General features: G+C 33.4%; 15 protein-coding genes. 7 read left to right on the top strand and 8 right to left on the bottom strand.

Annotated elements, in window-relative coordinates; translation table 11 throughout:
* Positions 1-54: 54 nt before the first annotated feature.
* The 4 genes from lrgA to msrB all read left to right on the top strand — a co-directional run bounded on the left by lrgA (position 55) and on the right by msrB (position 3642).
* Positions 55-486 carry an antiholin-like murein hydrolase modulator LrgA gene (gene lrgA / locus RBB48_RS07770; protein WP_000104908.1) on the top strand — a complete coding sequence of 144 codons (432 nt, stop codon included), beginning with the start codon at positions 55-57 and terminating at the stop codon, positions 484-486.
* A 34-nt stretch (positions 487-520) separates the two neighbouring features.
* Positions 521-1213: an antiholin-like protein LrgB gene (lrgB, locus tag RBB48_RS07765; protein WP_000168869.1), complete on the top strand. Its 693-nt coding sequence runs from the start codon at positions 521-523 to the stop codon at positions 1211-1213.
* A gap of 328 nt (positions 1214-1541) precedes the next feature.
* Positions 1542-2585: an AI-2E family transporter gene (locus tag RBB48_RS07760; protein ID WP_088065075.1), complete on the top strand. Its 1044-nt coding sequence runs from the start codon at positions 1542-1544 to the stop codon at positions 2583-2585.
* A 91-nt stretch (positions 2586-2676) separates the two neighbouring features.
* Complete coding sequence (msrB, locus tag RBB48_RS07755; protein WP_088608197.1) at positions 2677-3642, top strand: peptide-methionine (R)-S-oxide reductase MsrB; 966 nt, start codon at positions 2677-2679, stop codon at positions 3640-3642.
* A 27-nt stretch (positions 3643-3669) separates the two neighbouring features.
* Here msrB and RBB48_RS07750 read toward each other — a convergent pair whose 3' ends face one another.
* Positions 3670-6786, bottom strand: coding sequence for an efflux RND transporter permease subunit (locus RBB48_RS07750; protein WP_306007500.1), 3117 nt, complete (start codon positions 6784-6786; stop codon positions 3670-3672).
* A 142-nt stretch (positions 6787-6928) separates the two neighbouring features.
* Between RBB48_RS07750 and RBB48_RS07745 the strand changes: the two genes are divergently transcribed.
* A complete protein-coding gene (locus RBB48_RS07745; RefSeq protein ID WP_088065072.1) occupies positions 6929-7801 on the top strand; it encodes a TetR/AcrR family transcriptional regulator in 873 nt (290 codons plus the stop codon).
* Positions 7802-7831: 30 nt separating this feature from the next.
* Here RBB48_RS07745 and RBB48_RS07740 read toward each other — a convergent pair whose 3' ends face one another.
* Together RBB48_RS07740 and RBB48_RS07735 are read right to left on the bottom strand one after the other, a co-directional pair.
* Complete coding sequence (locus RBB48_RS07740) at positions 7832-8803, bottom strand: glycosyltransferase family 2 protein (RefSeq protein WP_001170707.1); 972 nt, start codon at positions 8801-8803, stop codon at positions 7832-7834.
* Positions 8804-8839: 36 nt separating this feature from the next.
* Complete coding sequence (locus tag RBB48_RS07735; protein ID WP_000413281.1) at positions 8840-9223, bottom strand: GtrA family protein; 384 nt, start codon at positions 9221-9223, stop codon at positions 8840-8842.
* Positions 9224-9525: 302 nt separating this feature from the next.
* On the opposite strand from RBB48_RS07735, the gene RBB48_RS07730 reads away from it, so the two are divergent.
* Positions 9526-10965 carry a glycosyltransferase family 39 protein gene (locus tag RBB48_RS07730; protein WP_088065071.1) on the top strand — a complete coding sequence of 480 codons (1440 nt, stop codon included), beginning with the start codon at positions 9526-9528 and terminating at the stop codon, positions 10963-10965.
* Between the two features lie 59 nt (positions 10966-11024).
* Here RBB48_RS07730 and RBB48_RS07725 read toward each other — a convergent pair whose 3' ends face one another.
* From RBB48_RS07725 to RBB48_RS07705, 5 genes are all read right to left on the bottom strand, one after another.
* Positions 11025-12482, bottom strand: a complete 1458-nt coding sequence (locus RBB48_RS07725; protein ID WP_306007499.1) for an ArnT family glycosyltransferase — start codon at positions 12480-12482, stop codon at positions 11025-11027.
* Between the two features lie 92 nt (positions 12483-12574).
* Positions 12575-14128 carry an ABC-F family ATP-binding cassette domain-containing protein gene (locus RBB48_RS07720; RefSeq protein ID WP_087981892.1) on the bottom strand — a complete coding sequence of 518 codons (1554 nt, stop codon included), beginning with the start codon at positions 14126-14128 and terminating at the stop codon, positions 12575-12577.
* Positions 14129-14338: 210 nt separating this feature from the next.
* Positions 14339-15160: a glycosyltransferase family 2 protein gene (locus RBB48_RS07715; protein WP_087981893.1), complete on the bottom strand. Its 822-nt coding sequence runs from the start codon at positions 15158-15160 to the stop codon at positions 14339-14341.
* A gap of 28 nt (positions 15161-15188) precedes the next feature.
* The gene (locus RBB48_RS07710; protein WP_087981894.1) at positions 15189-16643 is read right to left on the bottom strand and encodes an oligosaccharide flippase family protein; all 1455 of its coding nucleotides are present in this window, start codon (positions 16641-16643) and stop codon (positions 15189-15191) included.
* A gap of 490 nt (positions 16644-17133) precedes the next feature.
* Complete coding sequence (locus tag RBB48_RS07705) at positions 17134-17646, bottom strand: acyl-CoA thioesterase (RefSeq protein ID WP_000412135.1); 513 nt, start codon at positions 17644-17646, stop codon at positions 17134-17136.
* Positions 17647-17958: 312 nt separating this feature from the next.
* Here RBB48_RS07705 and RBB48_RS07700 point away from each other — a divergent pair, with 312 nt between their 5' ends.
* Positions 17959-19272: an ArnT family glycosyltransferase gene (locus RBB48_RS07700; protein WP_306007498.1), complete on the top strand. Its 1314-nt coding sequence runs from the start codon at positions 17959-17961 to the stop codon at positions 19270-19272.
* Positions 19273-19348: the final 76 nt, after the last annotated feature.

The following is a 19348-nucleotide window of genomic DNA, read 5'->3' as shown; positions in this document are numbered from 1 at the left end:
AGCTTTGTTTTTATCTTATACAATAAAGGTACCAAATCGAAAGAGGTGGCCAAAATGAGTACGAAAAAAGTATATAGTTTCTTATCACAAGCATTCATATTTTCAGCTATTATGTTAGTTTCTAATATTATTGCAACGCATTTACCAATTCCGATGCCTTCATCGGTGATCGGATTAGTTATTTTATTTAGCCTATTATGTTTAAAAGTTATTAAATTGGAACAAGTTGAATCACTCGGAACGGCTTTAACAGGTATTATCGGATTCCTTTTCGTTCCATCAGGTATTTCGGTTATTAATTCTCTCGGTGTAATGGGACAATATTTTGTACAAATTTTAACTGTAATTGTTGTCGCAACAATTATTTTACTCGCTGTAACAGGATTATTTGCACAATTTATTTTAGGAAAAGACGATAAAGAAATAGAAGATACGAAAGAATTGAAAGTAGTAAATAAAGGACGCAAGCACGGAAAAGTTGCGTAACCAATTTAGTATATATTGCTAGGAGGGAATGAACATGGCAAGCACAATGACTCCATATTTCGGAATCGTCGTTTCATTAATCGCATACGGAATCGGAACATTATTATTTAAGCATTCAAAAGGATTCTTCTTATTCACACCATTATTCGTAGCGATGGTATTAGGGATTGTCTTTCTAAAAGTAGGTAACTTTACTTTTGAAGAATATAATACTGGCGGAAAAATGATTAGCTTCTTCTTAGAACCAGCAACAATCGCGTTTGCAATTCCATTATATAAACAAGTGGATAAGTTAAAAAAATATTGGTGGCAAATTTTATCGGCTATCGTGGTTGGATCTATTTGCTCAGTAATTGTCGTGTTTATTGTTGCAAAAGCAATTGGTTTAGATACAGCAGTAATGAATTCAATGTTACCACAAGCAGCAACAACAGCAATTGCATTACCAATCTCTGAAAGTATTGGTGGTATACCAGCAATTACATCGTTTGCAGTTATTTTTAACGCAGTTATTGTATACGCATTAGGAGCATTATTCTTAAAAACATTTAGAGTAAAACATCCAATTGCAAAAGGTTTAGCACTTGGAACAGCAGGTCACGCATTAGGAGTGGCAGTAGGAATTGAAATGGGTGAAGTAGAGGCAGCTATGGCAAGTATTGCTGTAACAGTAGTTGGGGTTGTAACTGTAGTTGTCATACCGATGTTTATGCCATTCATTGGATAGTAAAACTTACTTAAAAAAACGAGAAAAGCAAGCTATTTGTAGGACAGATTTCTACTGATAGCTTGCTTTTTATGTTACAGTAGTGGTAAGACCTATGTTAATAAAATGTAAGTTTCCTTAAATCTTCATTAATACTGTGTAGAATACGTTTTGAATTAGGTCATTGTATTGTAAAATAAGAAGTAAGCTACTATAGGATCTGCTAAGAGAGACCTATAATAAGCTTATAAAAATCTTTATATGAATGAATAATTAAAGGTAGAGAAGAGAGAAAAAATCTACTTATTAACGTTTTACTTTATAGGACAGGAGAGAGTACTCGTCGATTATGCAAATAAAAAACCTGTTTCAAAGCAAAGGATTTCAGAGGTTTCTCGTATTAGTAATACTTGCTCTCGTGTTATACGGGCTGCAAAGTATGTTGAATTTAATTTTAATTACGTTTATTCTCACATATTTAATGGATCGATTCCAAAAGTTTATTTCTCGCAAATTAGATCATTTCATGCCCATTAACCGAAAAATTATTATAGCGTTTCTATATGTAATGTTAATTGGTGGAATTGCTATTACGCTATTTAAATATTTACCAGTATTAACGATACAAATTTCACAATTGATTTATCAATTTAACGTATTTTTAAGAAACCCACCGGATAGTGAATTAATTAAGTATGCAGTTAATGCTGTCAATCATATGGAACTTTCGAAATATGTAGGACAAGGCGTTGACATTTTGTATAAATCGATTACGAATGTTGGGAAATTTGGCCTTCAAGTGTTACTTTCTTTAATTTTAAGTTTATTTTTCTTATTGGAGAAAGCTCGGATCGTTGCTTTTACTGCAAAATTTAAAGAAAGCCGACTTGCAATTTTCTATACTGAAATTGAGTACTTCGGTAAGAAATTTGCACGTTCATTCGGAAAAGTAATCGAAGCACAATTTTTAATTGCAGTTGTTAACTGTGTTTTATCCGTTATTGCACTATGGATATTAGGATTCCCGCAATTATTAGGTTTAGCGTTAATGATCTTCTTACTCGGTTTAATTCCAGTAGCTGGGGTTATCATTTCGTTATTCCCGCTTTGTATGATTGCTTACAATATTGGCGGTATTATGTACGTTGTTTATATTTTAATTATCGTAACAGTAATTCATGCGCTTGAAAGTTACGTGTTAAATCCGAAGTTCATGTCGCAAAAAACAAACTTACCGATCTTCTATACATTTATGGTATTAATCTTCTCAGAACACTTCTTAGGTGTATGGGGATTAATTATCGGTATTCCAATCTTCATTTTCTTATTAGATGTCTTAGATGTGACAAGTGATGAAATAGAGAATGAAGCCAGAAAAAATAAGGTGAAGTAAAGAAAAAGCATCGATGTTCGATGCTTTTTCTTTTATAACATGATGTTTTTTATGCCATACTGTAAGCAGAAGACAGAATAGGGGTGAAATAATGGCTGTAAATGAAAAGGTAGAGTTAGCTACATTTGCTGGAGGGTGCTTCTGGTGTATGGTTTCGCCATTTGAAGAGATGGAAGGAATTATAAAGGTTGTTTCTGGTTATACAGGTGGTTATAAAGAGAGTCCAACATATAAAGAAGTATGTTCAGAAACGACGGGACATTATGAGGCAGTACAAATTACATTTGATGCAAATAAAATGCCGTATGAAGAGTTATTAAATATATATTGGAGACAAATTGATCCGACTGATATAGGAGGACAATTTCACGATCGTGGACAGTCTTACGAAACAGTAATTTTTTATCACAATGAAGAACAACATAAAAAAGCAGAGGCTTCAAAAGAAGAGCTTGCAAAGAGTGGACGCTTTTCAAAACCAATTGCTACAAAAATATTACCAGCAGCTACGTTTTATCCAGCTGAAGACTATCACCAAGGATATCATAAGAAAAATACATTCCGCTATGAGTTATACCGTAAAGGATCGGGACGAGATGCTTTTATTAAACAACATTGGCCAAAAGATAATACTCATTTAAAAGAAAAACTCAATGAGATGCAGTTTTATGTAACACAGGAAAATGGAACTGAGCCACCCTTTCAAAATGAATATTGGAATCATAAAGAAGAAGGACTTTATGTAGATATCGTCTCAGGTGAACCGCTATTTACTTCTTTAGATAAATTTGATAGCGGGTGTGGATGGCCTAGCTTTACGAAGCCAGTTATGTCAGCAAGTGTGAAAGAAAAAATGGATGTCAGTCATAATATGACGCGTACGGAAGTGAGAAGCAAAGAGGGAGATTCACATCTAGGCCATGTATTCCCGGATGGCCCAGGACCAAATGGTCTTCGTTACTGTATTAATTCCGCAGCCCTTCGATTTATCCGAAAAGAGGAATTAGAGAAAGAAGGATATGGTGATTTTCTAGTCGTATTTGGGAATAAAAAATAACCTCGCTAACTGCGAGGTTATTTTTTGTTATTTTGCTTTTTTCTTTTTGAACTTGCTTAATACTTCATAAACGATTGGAACAATAAGAAGTGTTAATAACGTTGAACTTGTTAATCCACCAATTACTGTTACACCAAGTCCTTTAGAAATTAAGCCGCTACCTTCAAATCCTAATGCAAGTGGGATAAGAGCACCGATTGTTGCAATTGCAGTCATTAAAATAGGGCGAAGGCGTGTAGCACCAGCCTCTAATAAAGCTTCACGTGTTGATAGACCTTCATTTTCTTTATGAATAACACGGTCGATAAGCACGATTGCGTTTGTTACAACGATACCGATTAACATAAGTGCACCAATCATTGCAGAGACACTTAACGTTTCACCAGAGATTAATAAGGCAACAAGAGCTCCGATAATTGTGAATGGTAGCGAGAATAAAATTGCGAATGGTGCAAGGGCACCGCCAAATGTAACGACAAGAACGAAGTATACAATGGCAATCGCAGCTAACATCGCTAAGCCAAGTTGCTTGAATGATTCTTCAATATCTTTTGTAACACCGCCCATAGAAACATCTACACCGGAAGGAAGATCCATTTTATCTACTTCTTTTTGAACAGCGGCAGATGCTTTTGAAACGTCATCAGATGTTAGTTTTGCACTTACTTCTGCATAAACACGGCCATCGCGGTGTTTCACTGTATTCGAAGTTTCCCCTTCTTTTACAGTCATAACATCTTTCACAGCCACTTCAGTACCAAGTGGCGTTGTAATTTTACGATTTGTTAAGTCATCGATTGTTGCATAATTTTGTTTTTCAGCTTCGACATATACGTTGACATCTTTACCGTCTTTTTTAATTGTTGTCAGAACAGGTCGATCATGTTGATTAGAAAGTCCCATTCCGATTTGTGCAGCTGTTAGACCCATTTTACTTAGTTTTTCCTGATCTGCGACTAAAGTGTACTCTGCATACGTTTTTGCAATACTAGAGTCAATATCCTTTAAGTTTTTATTTTTCTTCATGATATTTTGAATATCTTTGACAATAGGTTTAATGTCCTCCGAGCTATCTCCGTAAACGTATAGTTTAATTTCATTACTACCGCCACTCGCTCCGAAGTCTTGGTTTTTCCATTCGCCTTTTCCAGACATCTTCTGTAAATCTTTAACGACTTGCTCTTTTTCTTTTTCGAAGTTTTTCGTGTCGTTATCATATTGCACGAAGAACATTGCTTGATTTGATTGACCAGGACTCATTGGGTTTTCGCCACCTAATGAGAATTGAATTGTTTTGACGTCTTTATTATCTTGGAAGTGCTTCTCAGCTTTCGTTGCAATTTTTTCAACATCTTCTAACGTTTGACCTGGTTCAGGGTTGTACGTTGTAATGATCATTTTTTCTTCTTCAGATGGTAAGAAACTTACACCGATAATTGGCACAAGTGCAAGACTACCAACTAATAGAAGGACAGCAATGCTTGATGTGATGATTTTATGATTTAAAGCCCATGCAAGTATGCGTTTATACCCGTTTGCTAATTTACTTGGTTTTTCTTCATGATGTACTTCTTTTTCCCTCATGCTCTCTTTTTTAAATAAAGAGTGAGCTAACATCGGCACGATTGTAACTGCTACTAGTAACGATGCTAATAAAGCGAAGACGATAGTTAAGGCAAATGGTAAGAACATTTCACCAATCATACCTTTTACTAGTCCAAGCGGTAAGAATACAGCAATTGTTACAATGGTAGAAGACATAATTGGGATAAACATTTCCTTCGTAGCTTCACGAATTAAATCTTTTCCGCGCAGTTTCTCTTCTGATAACGACATTCGTCGGTAAATATTTTCAATAACAACAATGGAGTCATCAACAACGCGTCCAATAGCGACTGTCATTGCTCCAAGTGTCATAATATTAAGCGTAATATCCATTTGTTTTATGACTAATACAGCAATTAATAAAGAAAGTGGTATGGAAACGACAGAGATTAATGTTGTTCGGATATTTCGTAGGAACAGCATAATAATAACAATCGCAAATATAGCACCAAAAATAGCTTTGCTCAGCATTGTTTCTACTGATTTCTCAATCGGTGCACCTTGGTCGAATGTTGAAATAATCTCTAAGTCTTTATATTTTTTCTCAAGGTCTTTTACTTTATCTTTCACTGCATTTACAACATCAACAGTATTCGCGTCAGCAGCTTTCACAATTTGAATTCCAATTGCTTCTTTTCCATTTGTTCGAGAAATAGATTCTGCTTTTCCGACTTCTTTAATGTCAGCAATTTCATCTAATGTAACTGTCGGAATCCCGTTCATAGCCGCTGGATTCATTTGCGGTGTTTGTGTACCAGCTCCAGCGTTTTGACTACCTTGACCGCTCGGTGATGAAGGTATAGCTGGGATCTTTAATTCTTTTAATGCTTTCATTGTTGTAATATTTCCATCTACAACAACTGATTTTTCTGTGTCTTTAAATGTATATAAGCCAAGTGGTAAAGATACGTCCGATCCTTTAATTACATTTTTTACAGTATCTTCACTTAAACCTAATTCTTTCATCTTATCTTTCTTGAAGACAAGTTGTACTTCATCTACTTGTTGACCTGAAATTTGAACAGATGCGACCCCATCAAGTCCTTTTAATCCGGGAACAACATTTTTTTCTACATTTTCAGTTAAGGCAGCTAAAGATTCATTTTTACTTGCTACGCTTAACGAAATAACTGGAAAGGCATTGAAGTTTACACGTGAAACTTTCGGGTCTTTTACACCTTCTGGGAGTTTCACATTTGTGAGAGCTTCTTTAATTTCTGTTTCAGCCTTTTCCATATTTTTATCAAAATCATATTCTACCTGAATAGAAGATGCGTTTTGAAAAGATGATGAACTAACAACGTTTACACCACTTAAGTTTTGTAGTTGCTCTTCCATCGGTTTTGAAACTTTGTCAGCTACTTCTTCTGGTGTAGCACCAGGATAAACCGTAGTTACTGTTACAACAGGTGTTGTAATATCAGGAATTGTTTCCAGCTTCATATTCAGCCCAGAATAAATACCTGCAATGGTAACAATAATGGTTAGTAGCCAAACTGCGAACTTATTTTTTAACGAGAAATTAATAATTTTGTTCATGTTTGCGCTCCCTTTGTATTGTATTGACCAACTGGTCAGTCTAATACATAATATAACTGACTGATTGGTCAGTCGTCAATGAAAAGGGATGGTATAATAAATTCATAATAAGATGCGAGATTAAATTTAGGAGAGACATGATATGAAAGAAAAAGAGCGCTTAATTATAGAGATGGCTATGAAGTTATTTGCGACTAAGGGTGTAAATGCGACATCAGTACAGGAAATTGTGACAGCTTGTGGCATATCTAAGGGAGCTTTCTATTTATACTTTAAATCGAAAGATGAGCTTTTATTAGCAACACTTCGATATTACTATGACAAGATTCAAAATAAAATGCTGGATATTGAAAATGAATCGTTATTGCCGCGTGAAAAATTTGCAAAGCAATTGCGTTGTCAGTTTAACGATATACAAAAGCATAAAGAATTTATTATTATGCATGCGAGGGAAAATGCTATACCTTTTAATAAAGAAGTAGAAGAGTTTATGATGAGGATGAAGTTAGAGTCTCATGCATTTTATCGGAATAGTTTATTGTCTATTTATGGTGAAAAGGTTATGCCTTATTTATTAGATTTAGTCATTATGGTAGAAGGTATATGCCGTGGATATTTAGAACTGATCATTTTACAAGCACCAGAAATTGACTTATCTTACGTTTCTGCATTTATTTTGAAAAGAGTAGATGATTTAGTAGATGGATTGGTAGAATCTTCGGAAGAACCTGTGTTACATGAAGAAAAGCTTGGGGAATTTCTTTGCAAATCAGAGCTTAGTAAGGAGCAGGTTAAGGAACACTTTTTAAAAGAAATTATTGTTTTTAAACGCACATTAGCTGATCAACTAGAAGATGAGGAATTGCTTGTTACATTAGATGTTTTGGAGGCAGAAATGAGATTGCAAAATCCAAGGATACCGGTCATTCAAGGAATGTTATCTAATTTAGAGATATATCCAAATTTAAAAGAATTTCGTTTGAGGATTATGGGGTATTACAATATAAAAAGGTAACAATGATGGTTTTCATTGTTACCTTTTTTATTATGCATTCACTTTTTCTTTTGTTTGTGTAGTCTCTTCTTGCTCAATATTGATTGTTTCTTTTACGATATAAATCGGACGGTTTTTACTCTCGTCATAAATACGAGCAATATATTGGCCAACGATTCCTAGACCAAGTAACTGAATACCGCTAAAGAATGTAATAGCAACCATAATAGATGCCCAACCTGTTTGCGTACCAGTGCCAATAATTTTTACAGTAATTGTATATAGTAAGACGATTATTGAAATAAGAACTGATAATAAGCCTAAAGTCATAACGATACGTAATGGTTTTGTTGAAAATGCAATAATGCCATCTGATGCAAATTTAATCATTTTCTTTAATGGATATTTTGTTTCACCAGCAAAGCGCTCATCGCGTTCATATTCAACATACGTTTGACGGAAGCCAACCCAAGACATCATACCGCGGATGAAGCGATTTCGTTCAGTCATTTGATTGAAAACATCAGCTACTTTGCGATCGATGATTCGGAAATCACCAGTATCTTTTGGGATATCGATATCAGACATGTAGTTTAAGAATTTATAGAAATATTTAGCTGTTAAAAGTTTAAACCAAGTTTCACCTTTACGTTGTTTACGTTTCGCATAAACAACTTCATATCCTTCTTCCCATTTTGCAATAAGTTCAGGAATAACTTCAGGTGGATCTTGTAAGTCTGCATCGATAATTACAATAGCGTCACCTTTTGCAGCAGCAATACCAGCTGTAACGGCTATTTGGTGTCCAAAATTACGTGCAAAATTAACGATTTTTGTACGGTAATCATTTGCTGCAATCTCAGATAAGATTTCCATTGTACGGTCTGTGCTACCGTCGTTTACAAAGACAAACTCGTAATTAATATCATTTTGAAGCATAACGGACTTTAAACGGTTATAACATTCCTGTGCTACTTCTTCCTCGAAGTACATAGGAACTACAACCGAAATTAATTTTTGCATGTTGTATCCTCCGTATTTTTAATAAGTTGTTCAAGTTTAATTAGTAGCCTTTTCGGTTTGGTTGAATGTCCAAATTTTATTAAGGACAAAGTTTATAACCATTCCGACACCAATTGCGAAGATCTGTGCAATTAATGCATTAAAAGTAAGTTTATCTACTAATATAAATAAACATAATGTATTAAAAGCCAATACAATTAAATTTACAGTTAGAAATTTAAAGAACATTGACGTGCTTTTATTATTAGGTTTAAACACCCAATTTTTATTCCAATAGTAGCTATTGGCAACACCAATTAAATAGGCAATGGTATTCGCAATAAGGTAGTTCATCCCGAATTTTAATAATATCCAAAAGCTAATAATTGTAATGAGTGTATTAAAGATTCCTACTAAACCAAACTTTAAGAGTTTCTCCATAATAGTATCCTCAACTTTATAAAATATATAAATAAAACAGGAATGTAAAAAGGTTGTTCGTACATAACAACTATCAATTATATCATAGTTTATGCTAATATGTTATATGTTTTGGGTAGATATCATTTTAGGATATAAAATAAATCTGTTCATAATAAAAATGATTATTTTAAATTGGTATACTAGGAAATATAAAAGCAAACATGGAAATCATGATAATATTAATGTATAGTAGCTGGTAGTGTAATTTTTTTAGGAAATATAATGTTTTCCCATATAAATATGTTAAGGAGTGAGTTTTTTTGGAACGTTTTTCTGGATTGTTTTCAACCTTTTCTACACGTGCCATATACGGCATTTATAGCTTTTTCGTTGCAATATTAATTTTTGATTATTTTTCAGATACTCAAAAATATAATTATGTAATGATATTAGTTGGAGTTTTATTATTATGTACAATTGGAAACTTTATACTTAGCAGTGGATCGCTATACCTTGAAAGAGTAAATGAAAAAATATGTTTTTTTGTACTGCTAATTATTTGTGTAGCAGTGAAAACAGCGTGGATTCTTACATATAAGATTGATCCGATTGGTGATTATGAAGCCTTTTTTAATACGGCAAAAGCATTAGGTGACAACTTTGTTATTCATGATAGATATGTTGCATTATTTCCACATATTTTTGGATATGCTTCATTCTTAAGTATCTTCCTGAAAATATTTGGGGCAAACTTTATGATTCCGCCAATTATTAATGTTGTTTTAACTACAATATCGATGGGATTAATATATTTTATAGCTAGAAGAATTGGTGGAGTGAGAACAGCGATAACAGCAAGTGTTTTATGGATTCTCTTGCCATCACAAACGATGTATAACATGTTTGCACTTTCAGAACCGTTGTATTGTACAATATTGTTATTGGCCTGGGCAATTATGATAATTGTTTATGATAAAATTGAAAATATAACGATTGCAAAGGTTCTTATGTATTCAATTCTAGTAGCTGCATTACTTGTATTAATAAATATGGCAAGACCAATTGCAGCAGTGCCAATTATAGCCCTAGCAATATGGATGTTTATTATAGATACAAAGCATATTGGGAATAAAAAGCTACTTATTAACAAGGTGGCATATGTAGGGGTTATCATTATTGGATACTTAATGATGTCTTCGGCGGTAAATCATTATGTAACATTACGTTTAGGTGAAGAGATAGCAACAGTGCCGGGATACAATATTCATGTAGGATTTAATAAGGGAGCTTCAGGAACATGGAATCCAGGAGATTCAGCATTACTATATCATTATAGTGGTCAACCAGGATGGAGTGCTCAGGACGTTCAAAAGCAAATGCTTGAAGAAGCGAAAAAGAGAATAAAAAACGATGATATAGATTTCGGGAAACTAATGTATGATAAATTTATTATCTTTTTAGGGAACGATGATCAAGCTGTTAAATATGCAGATCCAATTATGGATCATAAAGTACGATATACTATAATTTCTAATGTTTTCTATTACTTTTTACTAGCTACTTCACTGTTCGGGGCGTTAGTAGCTATAAAAAATAAAAATAAATCTTCACTTCTCATTATTTGTTTATACACGATTGGGCTAACAATGGCACAAATGATAGTAGAAGTAGCACCGAGATATCATTATTCGGCTACAATACCTATGATCTTTTTAGCTGCTTTTGGCATTAATCATATTTACAATAAAAAAAGGATATAAATAAAAAGGCATGAGCTCGGTATTGCATCGAGCTCATGCCTTTTTTATTTGGCCTTATCTTATATTTTTGTAGTCTTTCTTTTAGACATGAGACGATAAACTACATATAGTCCATAACTTTGAATGATTGTAAAGCTAGGGATGATAAAGTATCGGTATCTTGTTTGATATTCGATTAAGAAGTGAATCGTTATATAGCCAATTATTAATAATAAAAATAGTGTGTAATGTGTGTTGTTTTGCTTAGTTAGTATGAGATAAAAAGTTGCTAACGTGCCAAATAACATAGTTGTAATATATATATATTTATCGTATGTCTTAAGGTCGTCTTGCAAGGTAACCATATCATTCTCTGTGTTACTTAGTGTTGCCAGACTCCATACTGGGGCGGAATCATAATCTGCCCACATAATCGTGAATTTATCACTAAATAAAGATAAAACCTTTTGTGGATCAGCTAGTCGCTCTTGAATCAATTTCTTCTCAACGGCTTCTCGTTCTTTTCCAAGCTCAAAGGACATAACATATTCTACATCTGCTGAAGAATATCCACCTCTTGTTTCGTGATTAAGTCCTACGGTGAATTTCCAGAGAGGATCCCTGTTAGATAGCGGATATTGGGTAATTCCGGCAGATATAAATGAAGAACTTATAATGTAATGAACAAGGTAAAAAATGATGAAAATCCCAGACAATTTTTTTATAGAAGTTAAAATATCCTGTTTTGATTTTCCTAATATACCTTGTAAAAAGACATAAAGAGCTACTGCAATCAAAACTAAAGCGCCAAGTGGACGCATAATATCTCCTAAAGCTAGGGAGATCCCTATAAAAATCCACATATATTTATGGGTTAGGCCTTTTGTAATTAATAAATAAAACCCAAGATAAAATAGGAATGTGGCAATATGTTGATTCGTTAGTAAAGAGCTCATTACAATGCTTGGTATATATAATGCATATAGTAATCCAGCCATTCTTCCAGACCATTCATTAAAAACATATGAAGTTATTTTGTAAATTAGCAAGGTTGTTCCTGTGCAATACATTATATTTAAAAGTTTTAGAAGGAAAGGCCCTTCACCGAATAAATTAATAATGAGGGCTTGGTACATTGTAAATCCAAGTTGATAAACCCATGAAGTATAATAGTCATCTTGTGCAAAACTAAAATCGCCTTTAGTAGCTTGAATAGCACTATTGTACATCACTGAAAAATCCGATTCGATAGGAGTTGGAACGTAGAGAACCCAAATTAATCGAACAGAAAAAGCTAAAACAATAAGTGAAACGGTAAATATAAATGTAGACATATACTTATTAGAAATATAGCCAATAAGCAAAAATAGAAGGCCTATTAGAATAATAATCGGGATGATAATAACGGAATGTGTGTCAGTTTTGTCTTGAATTACGACTATTGATTGCCACGTTATAGCAGCAGAAATAATTAGACATAGTACTAATAAGCACTTTACAAAAAATATATTAAGCTTTAGGGGGAATGTACGTTGCATTATTAAAAACTCCTTATCAAACTGTATGTTTATTTTAAAACGAAATCCCTTTACACGCTAAATAGCAGTGTAAAGGGATGTTTTTTAGGGGATTAAGAATTTTCTTGGGCCCATTTCTCTACATCCCAAGTTTTTGTTATCCACTCTTCATAAAAGTCTGGTTCGTGGCATACAAGAAGAATTGTTCCTTTGTATGCTTTCATCGCTTTTTTCAACTCTTCTTTTGCTGTAACATCAAGGTGGTTTGTTGGCTCATCAAAGAGTAGCCAGTTACTTTCTTCACCCATTAGTTTACATAAACGAACTTTTGCTTGTTCGCCACCGCTTAATTGATTCAGTGGACGAGAGATATGTTCGTTTTTTAAACCGCATTTCGCTAACATTGCACGTACTTGATGCTGGTCTAAGCTAGGGAATGTATTCCAAACATCATCAATGGGTGTTATATTATCAGCTTTTACTTCTTGCTCGAAGTATGATGGGTTTAAGAAGTCACCAAGACTTGTTTTTCCGCTTAATGGTTTAATCTTACCTAAAATCGTTTTTAACAGTGTTGACTTACCGACACCATTGCATCCAACAATTGCAATTTTTTCACCACGTTCAATTGTCATTGTTAATTTCGGTAATAACGGATGTGTATATCCAATCTCTACATTTTCCCCTTCGAAGACAAATCGACTACTTGCACGACTTTCTTTAAAGGAGAACTCAGGCTTAATAGCTGTTTCAGGACGATCGATACGTTCCATGCGATCAAGTTGTTTTTGACGGCTCTTTGCACGGCCTGTTGTTGAGTAACGGGCTTTATTTTTTGCAATAAAATCTTCTTGTTTTTTGATAAACTCTCGCTGCTTTTCATAAGCATTGATATGTTGATTTTTATTGATTTCTGCCAGCTCTAAGAATTTTTCATATGTTGCTGTATAACGCGTCATTTTTGTGAATTCTAGATGGAAAATAACATCGACACATTTATTCATAAATTCCGTATCATGGGAAATTAATAGGAATGCATGTGGATATTCTTTTAAATAACTTGTTAACCAATGGATATGTTCAACGTCTAAATAGTTGGTAGGCTCATCTAATAGTAATACTTCTGGTTGCTCAAGTAGTAACTTTGCAAGTAATACTTTTGTACGTTGTCCACCACTTAATGCCGCAACATCACGATCTAGACCAATTGCATCAATTCCAAGGCCGCGCGCTGCTTCTTCAATTTTAATATCTAATAAATAGAAGCCACCTGCTTCAAGGGCATCTTGAATTTCTGCCATTTGTTCAAGAAGTTCCTCTAATTCTTCTGGTGTAGCAGTTCCCATTTTTTCTGCAACTTCATTTAAAGCTTTTTCTTTTTCAAATAAAGGTAAAAATGCATCTGCTAATACGTCACGGATCGTGCGACCAGGTGTTAAAATCGTATGTTGGTCTAAGTAACCGTAATTTGTACCAGGTGTCCATTCTACACGACCTTCGTCATGGATAAGCTGACCAGTAATTATATTCATAAATGTTGATTTACCAACACCGTTTGCTCCGACTAATCCAACGTGTTCTCCTGCGAGTAAGCGCATGGATACATCTCTAAATAATGTACGATCACCAAATGTATGGCCTAATTTTTCAACAGTTAATAAGCTCATAATGTCCTCCGTTCATTTCTAAATAGTGTCTTGAATCATGATACTAAATTCTTGGATATAATGCTATCATTTCAAAAATATATAATGTAACTGACAAGCAAGGTATGCGATTACAAAAGAATGATGGGTTGCTTTGCAAGAAACAAGCGATGCAAGAGAAATAAAAAAATAAGGTGTAACCATTTAATAAAAGTGGTTACACCTTGTTTTTTATTTTAAATATCCACGAACAATACCGCGTAAGCGGTTTGCGTGGAATTTACGCTTATCATTAGAAATGTTTTGTGTCATACGGAATGTTGCGGCAGCGACAGCACGTATGAAATAAGGGAATCCATAGTGTAAGCGAATAACCCTACCAAAACCACCAGCATAAGAAATAGCACGTTTTAATGATTGTTCATTAATAATTTCCTCTTTTACAGGATGATATACGAACAGATCTTTTCTAAATAAACCAGTGTAATTTTGTTTCATCCCACGTAGTACAAAGTCAGTTTCTTCACCAGCTCCATAAATCGTGCCAGAACCAACACCTAAATCTTCATCAAATGTACCTACAGCTTGTACAAATTGTTTTGTGAAGAATAGTGTGAAAGAAGGCCCCATGAATCCATACTTATTATTTAAAATAATGTCTGTATTCGGTGCGTGTATTAAAGAACCTGTACCTTCAACATTTGTAGTGTTTGTCGAGATGAAATGAACATCTTTATTAGAGTTGAAAGTTTCTAATATACTCTCTAAAACATTTGTTTCATAAATACAATCATCATCTGGAAAAGCGATGAAATCACCATCTGCTACTTTTAATCCTGCATTTCGAGCTCTCGATAGCCCTTTAATAGGTGTATAAATGTAGTTAATAGAAAATTTATCTTTATATTCATCAAATAAATCAGAGATTGGCGTATCATTTTGATCTACTACGATAAGTTCAAAGTTTTTGTAAGTTTGTTGTTCAAGTGATTTTAGTAAGTCAAGAATATCATCACGTCTGCCACAAGTAGCCATGATTAAAGAAAATTTCAAGTTTAACAGCTCCTTTTAGAGATTGCGTTTAAGCTTTTTTGAATCGTGCTAATATCTTTTCAAGTAGTGAAAAGAGAATTTCATCCTTTGTTATAAAGAGGATAAGGGCATACGTTAATCCACACGTTATTATGACTAGGATAACTTGTAGTATTTGTCCAGATACGATCATATCAATAACGAATGCTATGGGGACAAATGTTAGGGAATAAAATAGATATTTAAGTTTTTGTATATCAAATAACGTATAATTCACTTTTAATTTCTTTTTCACATAAATATATTCAAATGTGATTAAGAAACAATTCGCAATTGTTGTTGTGAAAATTGCGGTTGTTGGTGTAAGTATATGGAAGAATATTAATGCAATATTGGATGCCAAGTTGATAAATCCACAAATGAATAAAAATCGCACTAAAATGCTTTCTTTCTTTTTCACATAAATAATTTGATTCGATAAAATGGACTCAATACCGACTGTAATCATATAGAAGGCGAAAACAATTAATGTATTACCAGCCTCAGCAAATTGTTGTCCACCGTAAATAACAACAGCTCCATGAGCAATGAGCATTAAACCAATTGCGGCAGGGAATAGGGTAATGAAATATACTTTTGAAATTTTATTTAGTAAAGACTCATATTCCATTTCAGACGCGTTTCCTGATAAATAAGACAGTCTTGGAACGGTTACTTGTACAACACTTAACATAAGTGTATTAATAATCATCATAATTTGAAAAGCCATTACGTAATATGCAACTTCTTCTTTTCCAACATATACCCCTAAAACAAGACGATCTAATTGAGTATATAAAATATTAGCATTTGAAAAAATCAAGACTAATAGTAACGGTTTTAAATGAGGAATAATTGTTAAGTCGGAAAAATCAAATTTCACTTGGCGTTTCACATATATAAAGCTAATAGAGTGGTTTAAAAATGTCGATAATACTAATAAACCAGCATATGTTTTGTAATCGTCAACCCCATGAATGAAAGAGAAAAGAAGTACGACATAGATTAATCGAACGATAACTGTTTTTTTAGTGATGAAGTCATAATTTTCATATGCCTCATTGAACCATTCCACATAAAACATGTTAGATATAAAATTAAAACCGAAAATAAGAAGAACAGGAAATAAACTTTCATGTCCGTATCCAATATAACTAAAGAGCACAAAGCCTGATAAAGCTAAAATACTAGTTGTGAAGTTAATTACATAGAGACTTGTAAATAACTTAGAAACTTTCTTTTTATCGTTTTTAATTAAGCTAATTTCACGTAAACCATATTGATATACACCAAATACGGCGAACACGAAGAAGTAATTGAAAAAAGTTTCAGCAATGTTAACGGTTCCGATTGAATTGGCCCCTAATGTTCGATATGCGTAAGGACCAACTAAAATTGGAAGTATAATATTAAACGTGTTGAGCAGTATTTTATAAAAAATATTTGAAGCAATTGATTTCTGCATAATTTCACCTTTCCATTAAAATAATCCAGTTTTTTCACTAGAGTTAATTCTCTCAATATAATGAAATGTAAGGTGTTTTCTACACTGTTTACAAATCCTTAAATTGTTTGTTGACCACCCGTATAAGTGTACCCTACATAAACTTTGTAAAGCAACTGTTGATGGGATCGAACTGTATTATAAAGTGAAACTTTAATCAGTGGGGGGTTGTACATTTCCTATTGATTATCAGCACTCATCAATTGGGCGTTTACGGGCAACGGGGCTCCCGCCTAAAGTCTTTGCTACACGGTAGTTTTACAGCCCGAAAATAGCGGGATAAATGAGATTTTATCAATTAGAAAAAGTTAATAGCGAACGGGTATGTATAAAAATATTACATAATATGTGTGAAAAGGAGTAATGGTTGTATGAAGGTGTGAAATTGTTTATAAAAAATGAGCGAATATGTGATAGCTATTCGCTCAAAAGATGTTTTAATGGTGAAGGCCTATATACTCCAAGGTTTACTTAAAGTTAAAACTTCAGCCATTTCTTTGCTTTTTACACGCCCTTTTTTTCTACTTTCTGCACGCTCAGAACCAGTTGTGTGTAGCCAATGTTCTTCTTCCGTTTCAGGTAGTACTTGTGGGACAGATGAAGGTTTTCCATCTTTTAATGCAACGAATGTAATGAAACATGTTGCAGCTATTCTACGTTCGCCTGCTAATAAATTCTCTGCAATTACTTTTACGAACACTTCCATCGAAGATTTTCCTGTATAACATACGAATGCTTCGTAACAAACAGAATCTGCTTGGTGAATTGGAGTTAAAAAATCAACAGAATCGATAGATGCCGTTACGCAATGTTTACGGCTATGTCTTGCAGCTGCAATTGAAGCGATACTATCAATTTCCGCTAATAATTTTCCTCCGAAAAGTGTTTGATGATTATTTAAATCATTCGGAAAAACACGTGTTGTTTTAATTGCTTTGGATTCTCGCATGAATTTCTTTTCCATATGGTCAGCCCCTATTTTCTGTTTTCAATCAGAATGACATGTATTGTAAGTGGAGTACAAAAAATTAAAAATCAATAGATATTTAATGAAGTAAAGAATTCCAGAAGAGGGTTAGTAAAACTTCTGTATTTGTATTCATGTAACTGAAAGAAAATTTATTACTATATAAAGTGTAGTGTAAAAGAGGATTCGCTTACATTGCAAGTGAAAAAATTAGGACCCTGTATTTGTCATAGAAATTCCCTATCAGCTGTGTACCTATTCATGATAGAATCGTTTTGTTATGAATGGAAATAGAGGTGCAATGGACATATGAATCATATACAAACAAATTTTTCGTCTTTTTTTAGTAAAATAATGATTGGTGCGATGCTCGCATTTTTTGTTTATAGTTGTTGGTCAGCGTTTGAAACAAGTAAACAATTTTTTGGCGACAGTACAACAAGTGTAACAATTGTATTGGTTATTTTTGTTATTCTTATGTTGTTAGTGGCATCGATTTTACAGTATCGCTTTACAGAAAAACAATTTCTTGTTTTTCTTATGAGTACATCTATAATTGTGAGACTTAGTATGGTTCTATTTGTAGACGTTCCGATAATTGGTGATATGAAAGCTATGTTTGAGTCTGCAAAGCAGATTGCAATTGGTAATAACGTAGAGAGCATAGCGCAGTTACCTTTTATTATTTATGAATCAATAATTATTCGTGTATTTGGCGATACAGTATTCGCATTGCAGTTATTTAATATTTTATTTTGCACAGGGACTGCATTTTTCATTTATCGTATTGCAGCAATGGTTTTCGGAGAAGAATGCGGCCGTATTGCGTCTGTATTTTACGCTTTATATATTCCGAATATATTTATGAGTTCCTTATTAACATCAGAATCGCTCGCAATATTTTTATTTTATTTGGCTTGCTACATACTTTTATATAAAGGTTTAGATCATCCTTATATGTGGGTACTTTCAGCAATTTTATTTGCATGCAGTAATATGATTTTCCCAATAGGATTACTTCTTCCTATTTTTATTGCTGTATATGTGTTGTTAATTGAACTCTTTCAATCAGCAATGAAGCAAAAAGTACTATTAAAGATGATAGGGATACTTATTCTATTTTATAGTGCTCATTTTGGTGTGAGTTATGGAATTCAGACAATGGGAATGTCACAATATACAATTTCAAATGAGACGTATGTTCAATCTGTTTTAATTGGAAAAAGTAAAAATGAGGAAAAAATAACAAAGAATCAAAACGTAACAGAGCATATTGATCAAAAGCTAAAAGAGATTGAAGAAGAAAGATTTAATCTTTTAAAGCCAGTAATTAATCAATTCTCAGGTGAGGGAATACATTCTATTCTATTTAAATGTGAAAAACTTATATATATAGCGGTAACATTATTTATGTCGATAGCTTTATTACACTTTCTTATTAAGAAACAACAAAACGAAGGATATATGTTGTTCGTTTTGTTAATTGGCGGATACGTATTGTTAAGGCTCTTCCAAGTAGATATGGCATATTACAATCTTATTGTGCCAGCCTTGTTTATTTTGCAAAGCTTTGGTGTTTATATGAGTTATGTTTATTGTCAAAAAATATTCTTCAGAAAATAAAAAGAATCCAGTTTGGATTCTTTTTTTATGGATGGAAGATGAGGACTAAGAGTCAGCAGAGATGAAGAATATCTAC

It is taken from the genome of Bacillus sp. MMSF_3353, from assembly GCF_030733445.1.
In the GTDB taxonomy this organism is placed as follows: domain Bacteria; phylum Bacillota; class Bacilli; order Bacillales; family Bacillaceae_G; genus Bacillus_A; species Bacillus_A wiedmannii.
Note: the sequence above shows the minus strand (reverse complement) of the source record. Positions and strands in the feature narration are given on the sequence as shown.

Bases quoted from the DNA above. Each gene is read 5' to 3' on its own strand.
- lrgB (WP_000168869.1), top strand. From the start codon at position 521: ATGGCAAGCACAATGACTCCATATTTCGGAATCGTCGTTTCATTAATC.
- RBB48_RS07735 (WP_000413281.1), bottom strand. From the start codon at position 9,223: ATGGAGAAACTCTTAAAGTTTGGTTTAGTAGGAATCTTTAATACACTC.
- RBB48_RS07760 (WP_088065075.1), top strand. From the start codon at position 1,542: ATGCAAATAAAAAACCTGTTTCAAAGCAAAGGATTTCAGAGGTTTCTC.
- lrgA (WP_000104908.1), top strand. From the start codon at position 55: ATGAGTACGAAAAAAGTATATAGTTTCTTATCACAAGCATTCATATTT.
- msrB (WP_088608197.1), top strand. From the start codon at position 2,677: ATGGCTGTAAATGAAAAGGTAGAGTTAGCTACATTTGCTGGAGGGTGC.
- RBB48_RS07705 (WP_000412135.1), bottom strand. From the start codon at position 17,646: ATGGAAAAGAAATTCATGCGAGAATCCAAAGCAATTAAAACAACACGT.
- RBB48_RS07700 (WP_306007498.1), top strand. From the start codon at position 17,959: ATGAATCATATACAAACAAATTTTTCGTCTTTTTTTAGTAAAATAATG.
- RBB48_RS07720 (WP_087981892.1), bottom strand. From the start codon at position 14,128: ATGAGCTTATTAACTGTTGAAAAATTAGGCCATACATTTGGTGATCGT.
- RBB48_RS07740 (WP_001170707.1), bottom strand. From the start codon at position 8,803: ATGCAAAAATTAATTTCGGTTGTAGTTCCTATGTACTTCGAGGAAGAA.
- RBB48_RS07710 (WP_087981894.1), bottom strand. From the start codon at position 16,643: ATGCAGAAATCAATTGCTTCAAATATTTTTTATAAAATACTGCTCAAC.
- RBB48_RS07745 (WP_088065072.1), top strand. From the start codon at position 6,929: ATGAAAGAAAAAGAGCGCTTAATTATAGAGATGGCTATGAAGTTATTT.
- RBB48_RS07750 (WP_306007500.1), bottom strand. From the start codon at position 6,786: ATGAACAAAATTATTAATTTCTCGTTAAAAAATAAGTTCGCAGTTTGG.
- RBB48_RS07725 (WP_306007499.1), bottom strand. From the start codon at position 12,482: ATGCAACGTACATTCCCCCTAAAGCTTAATATATTTTTTGTAAAGTGC.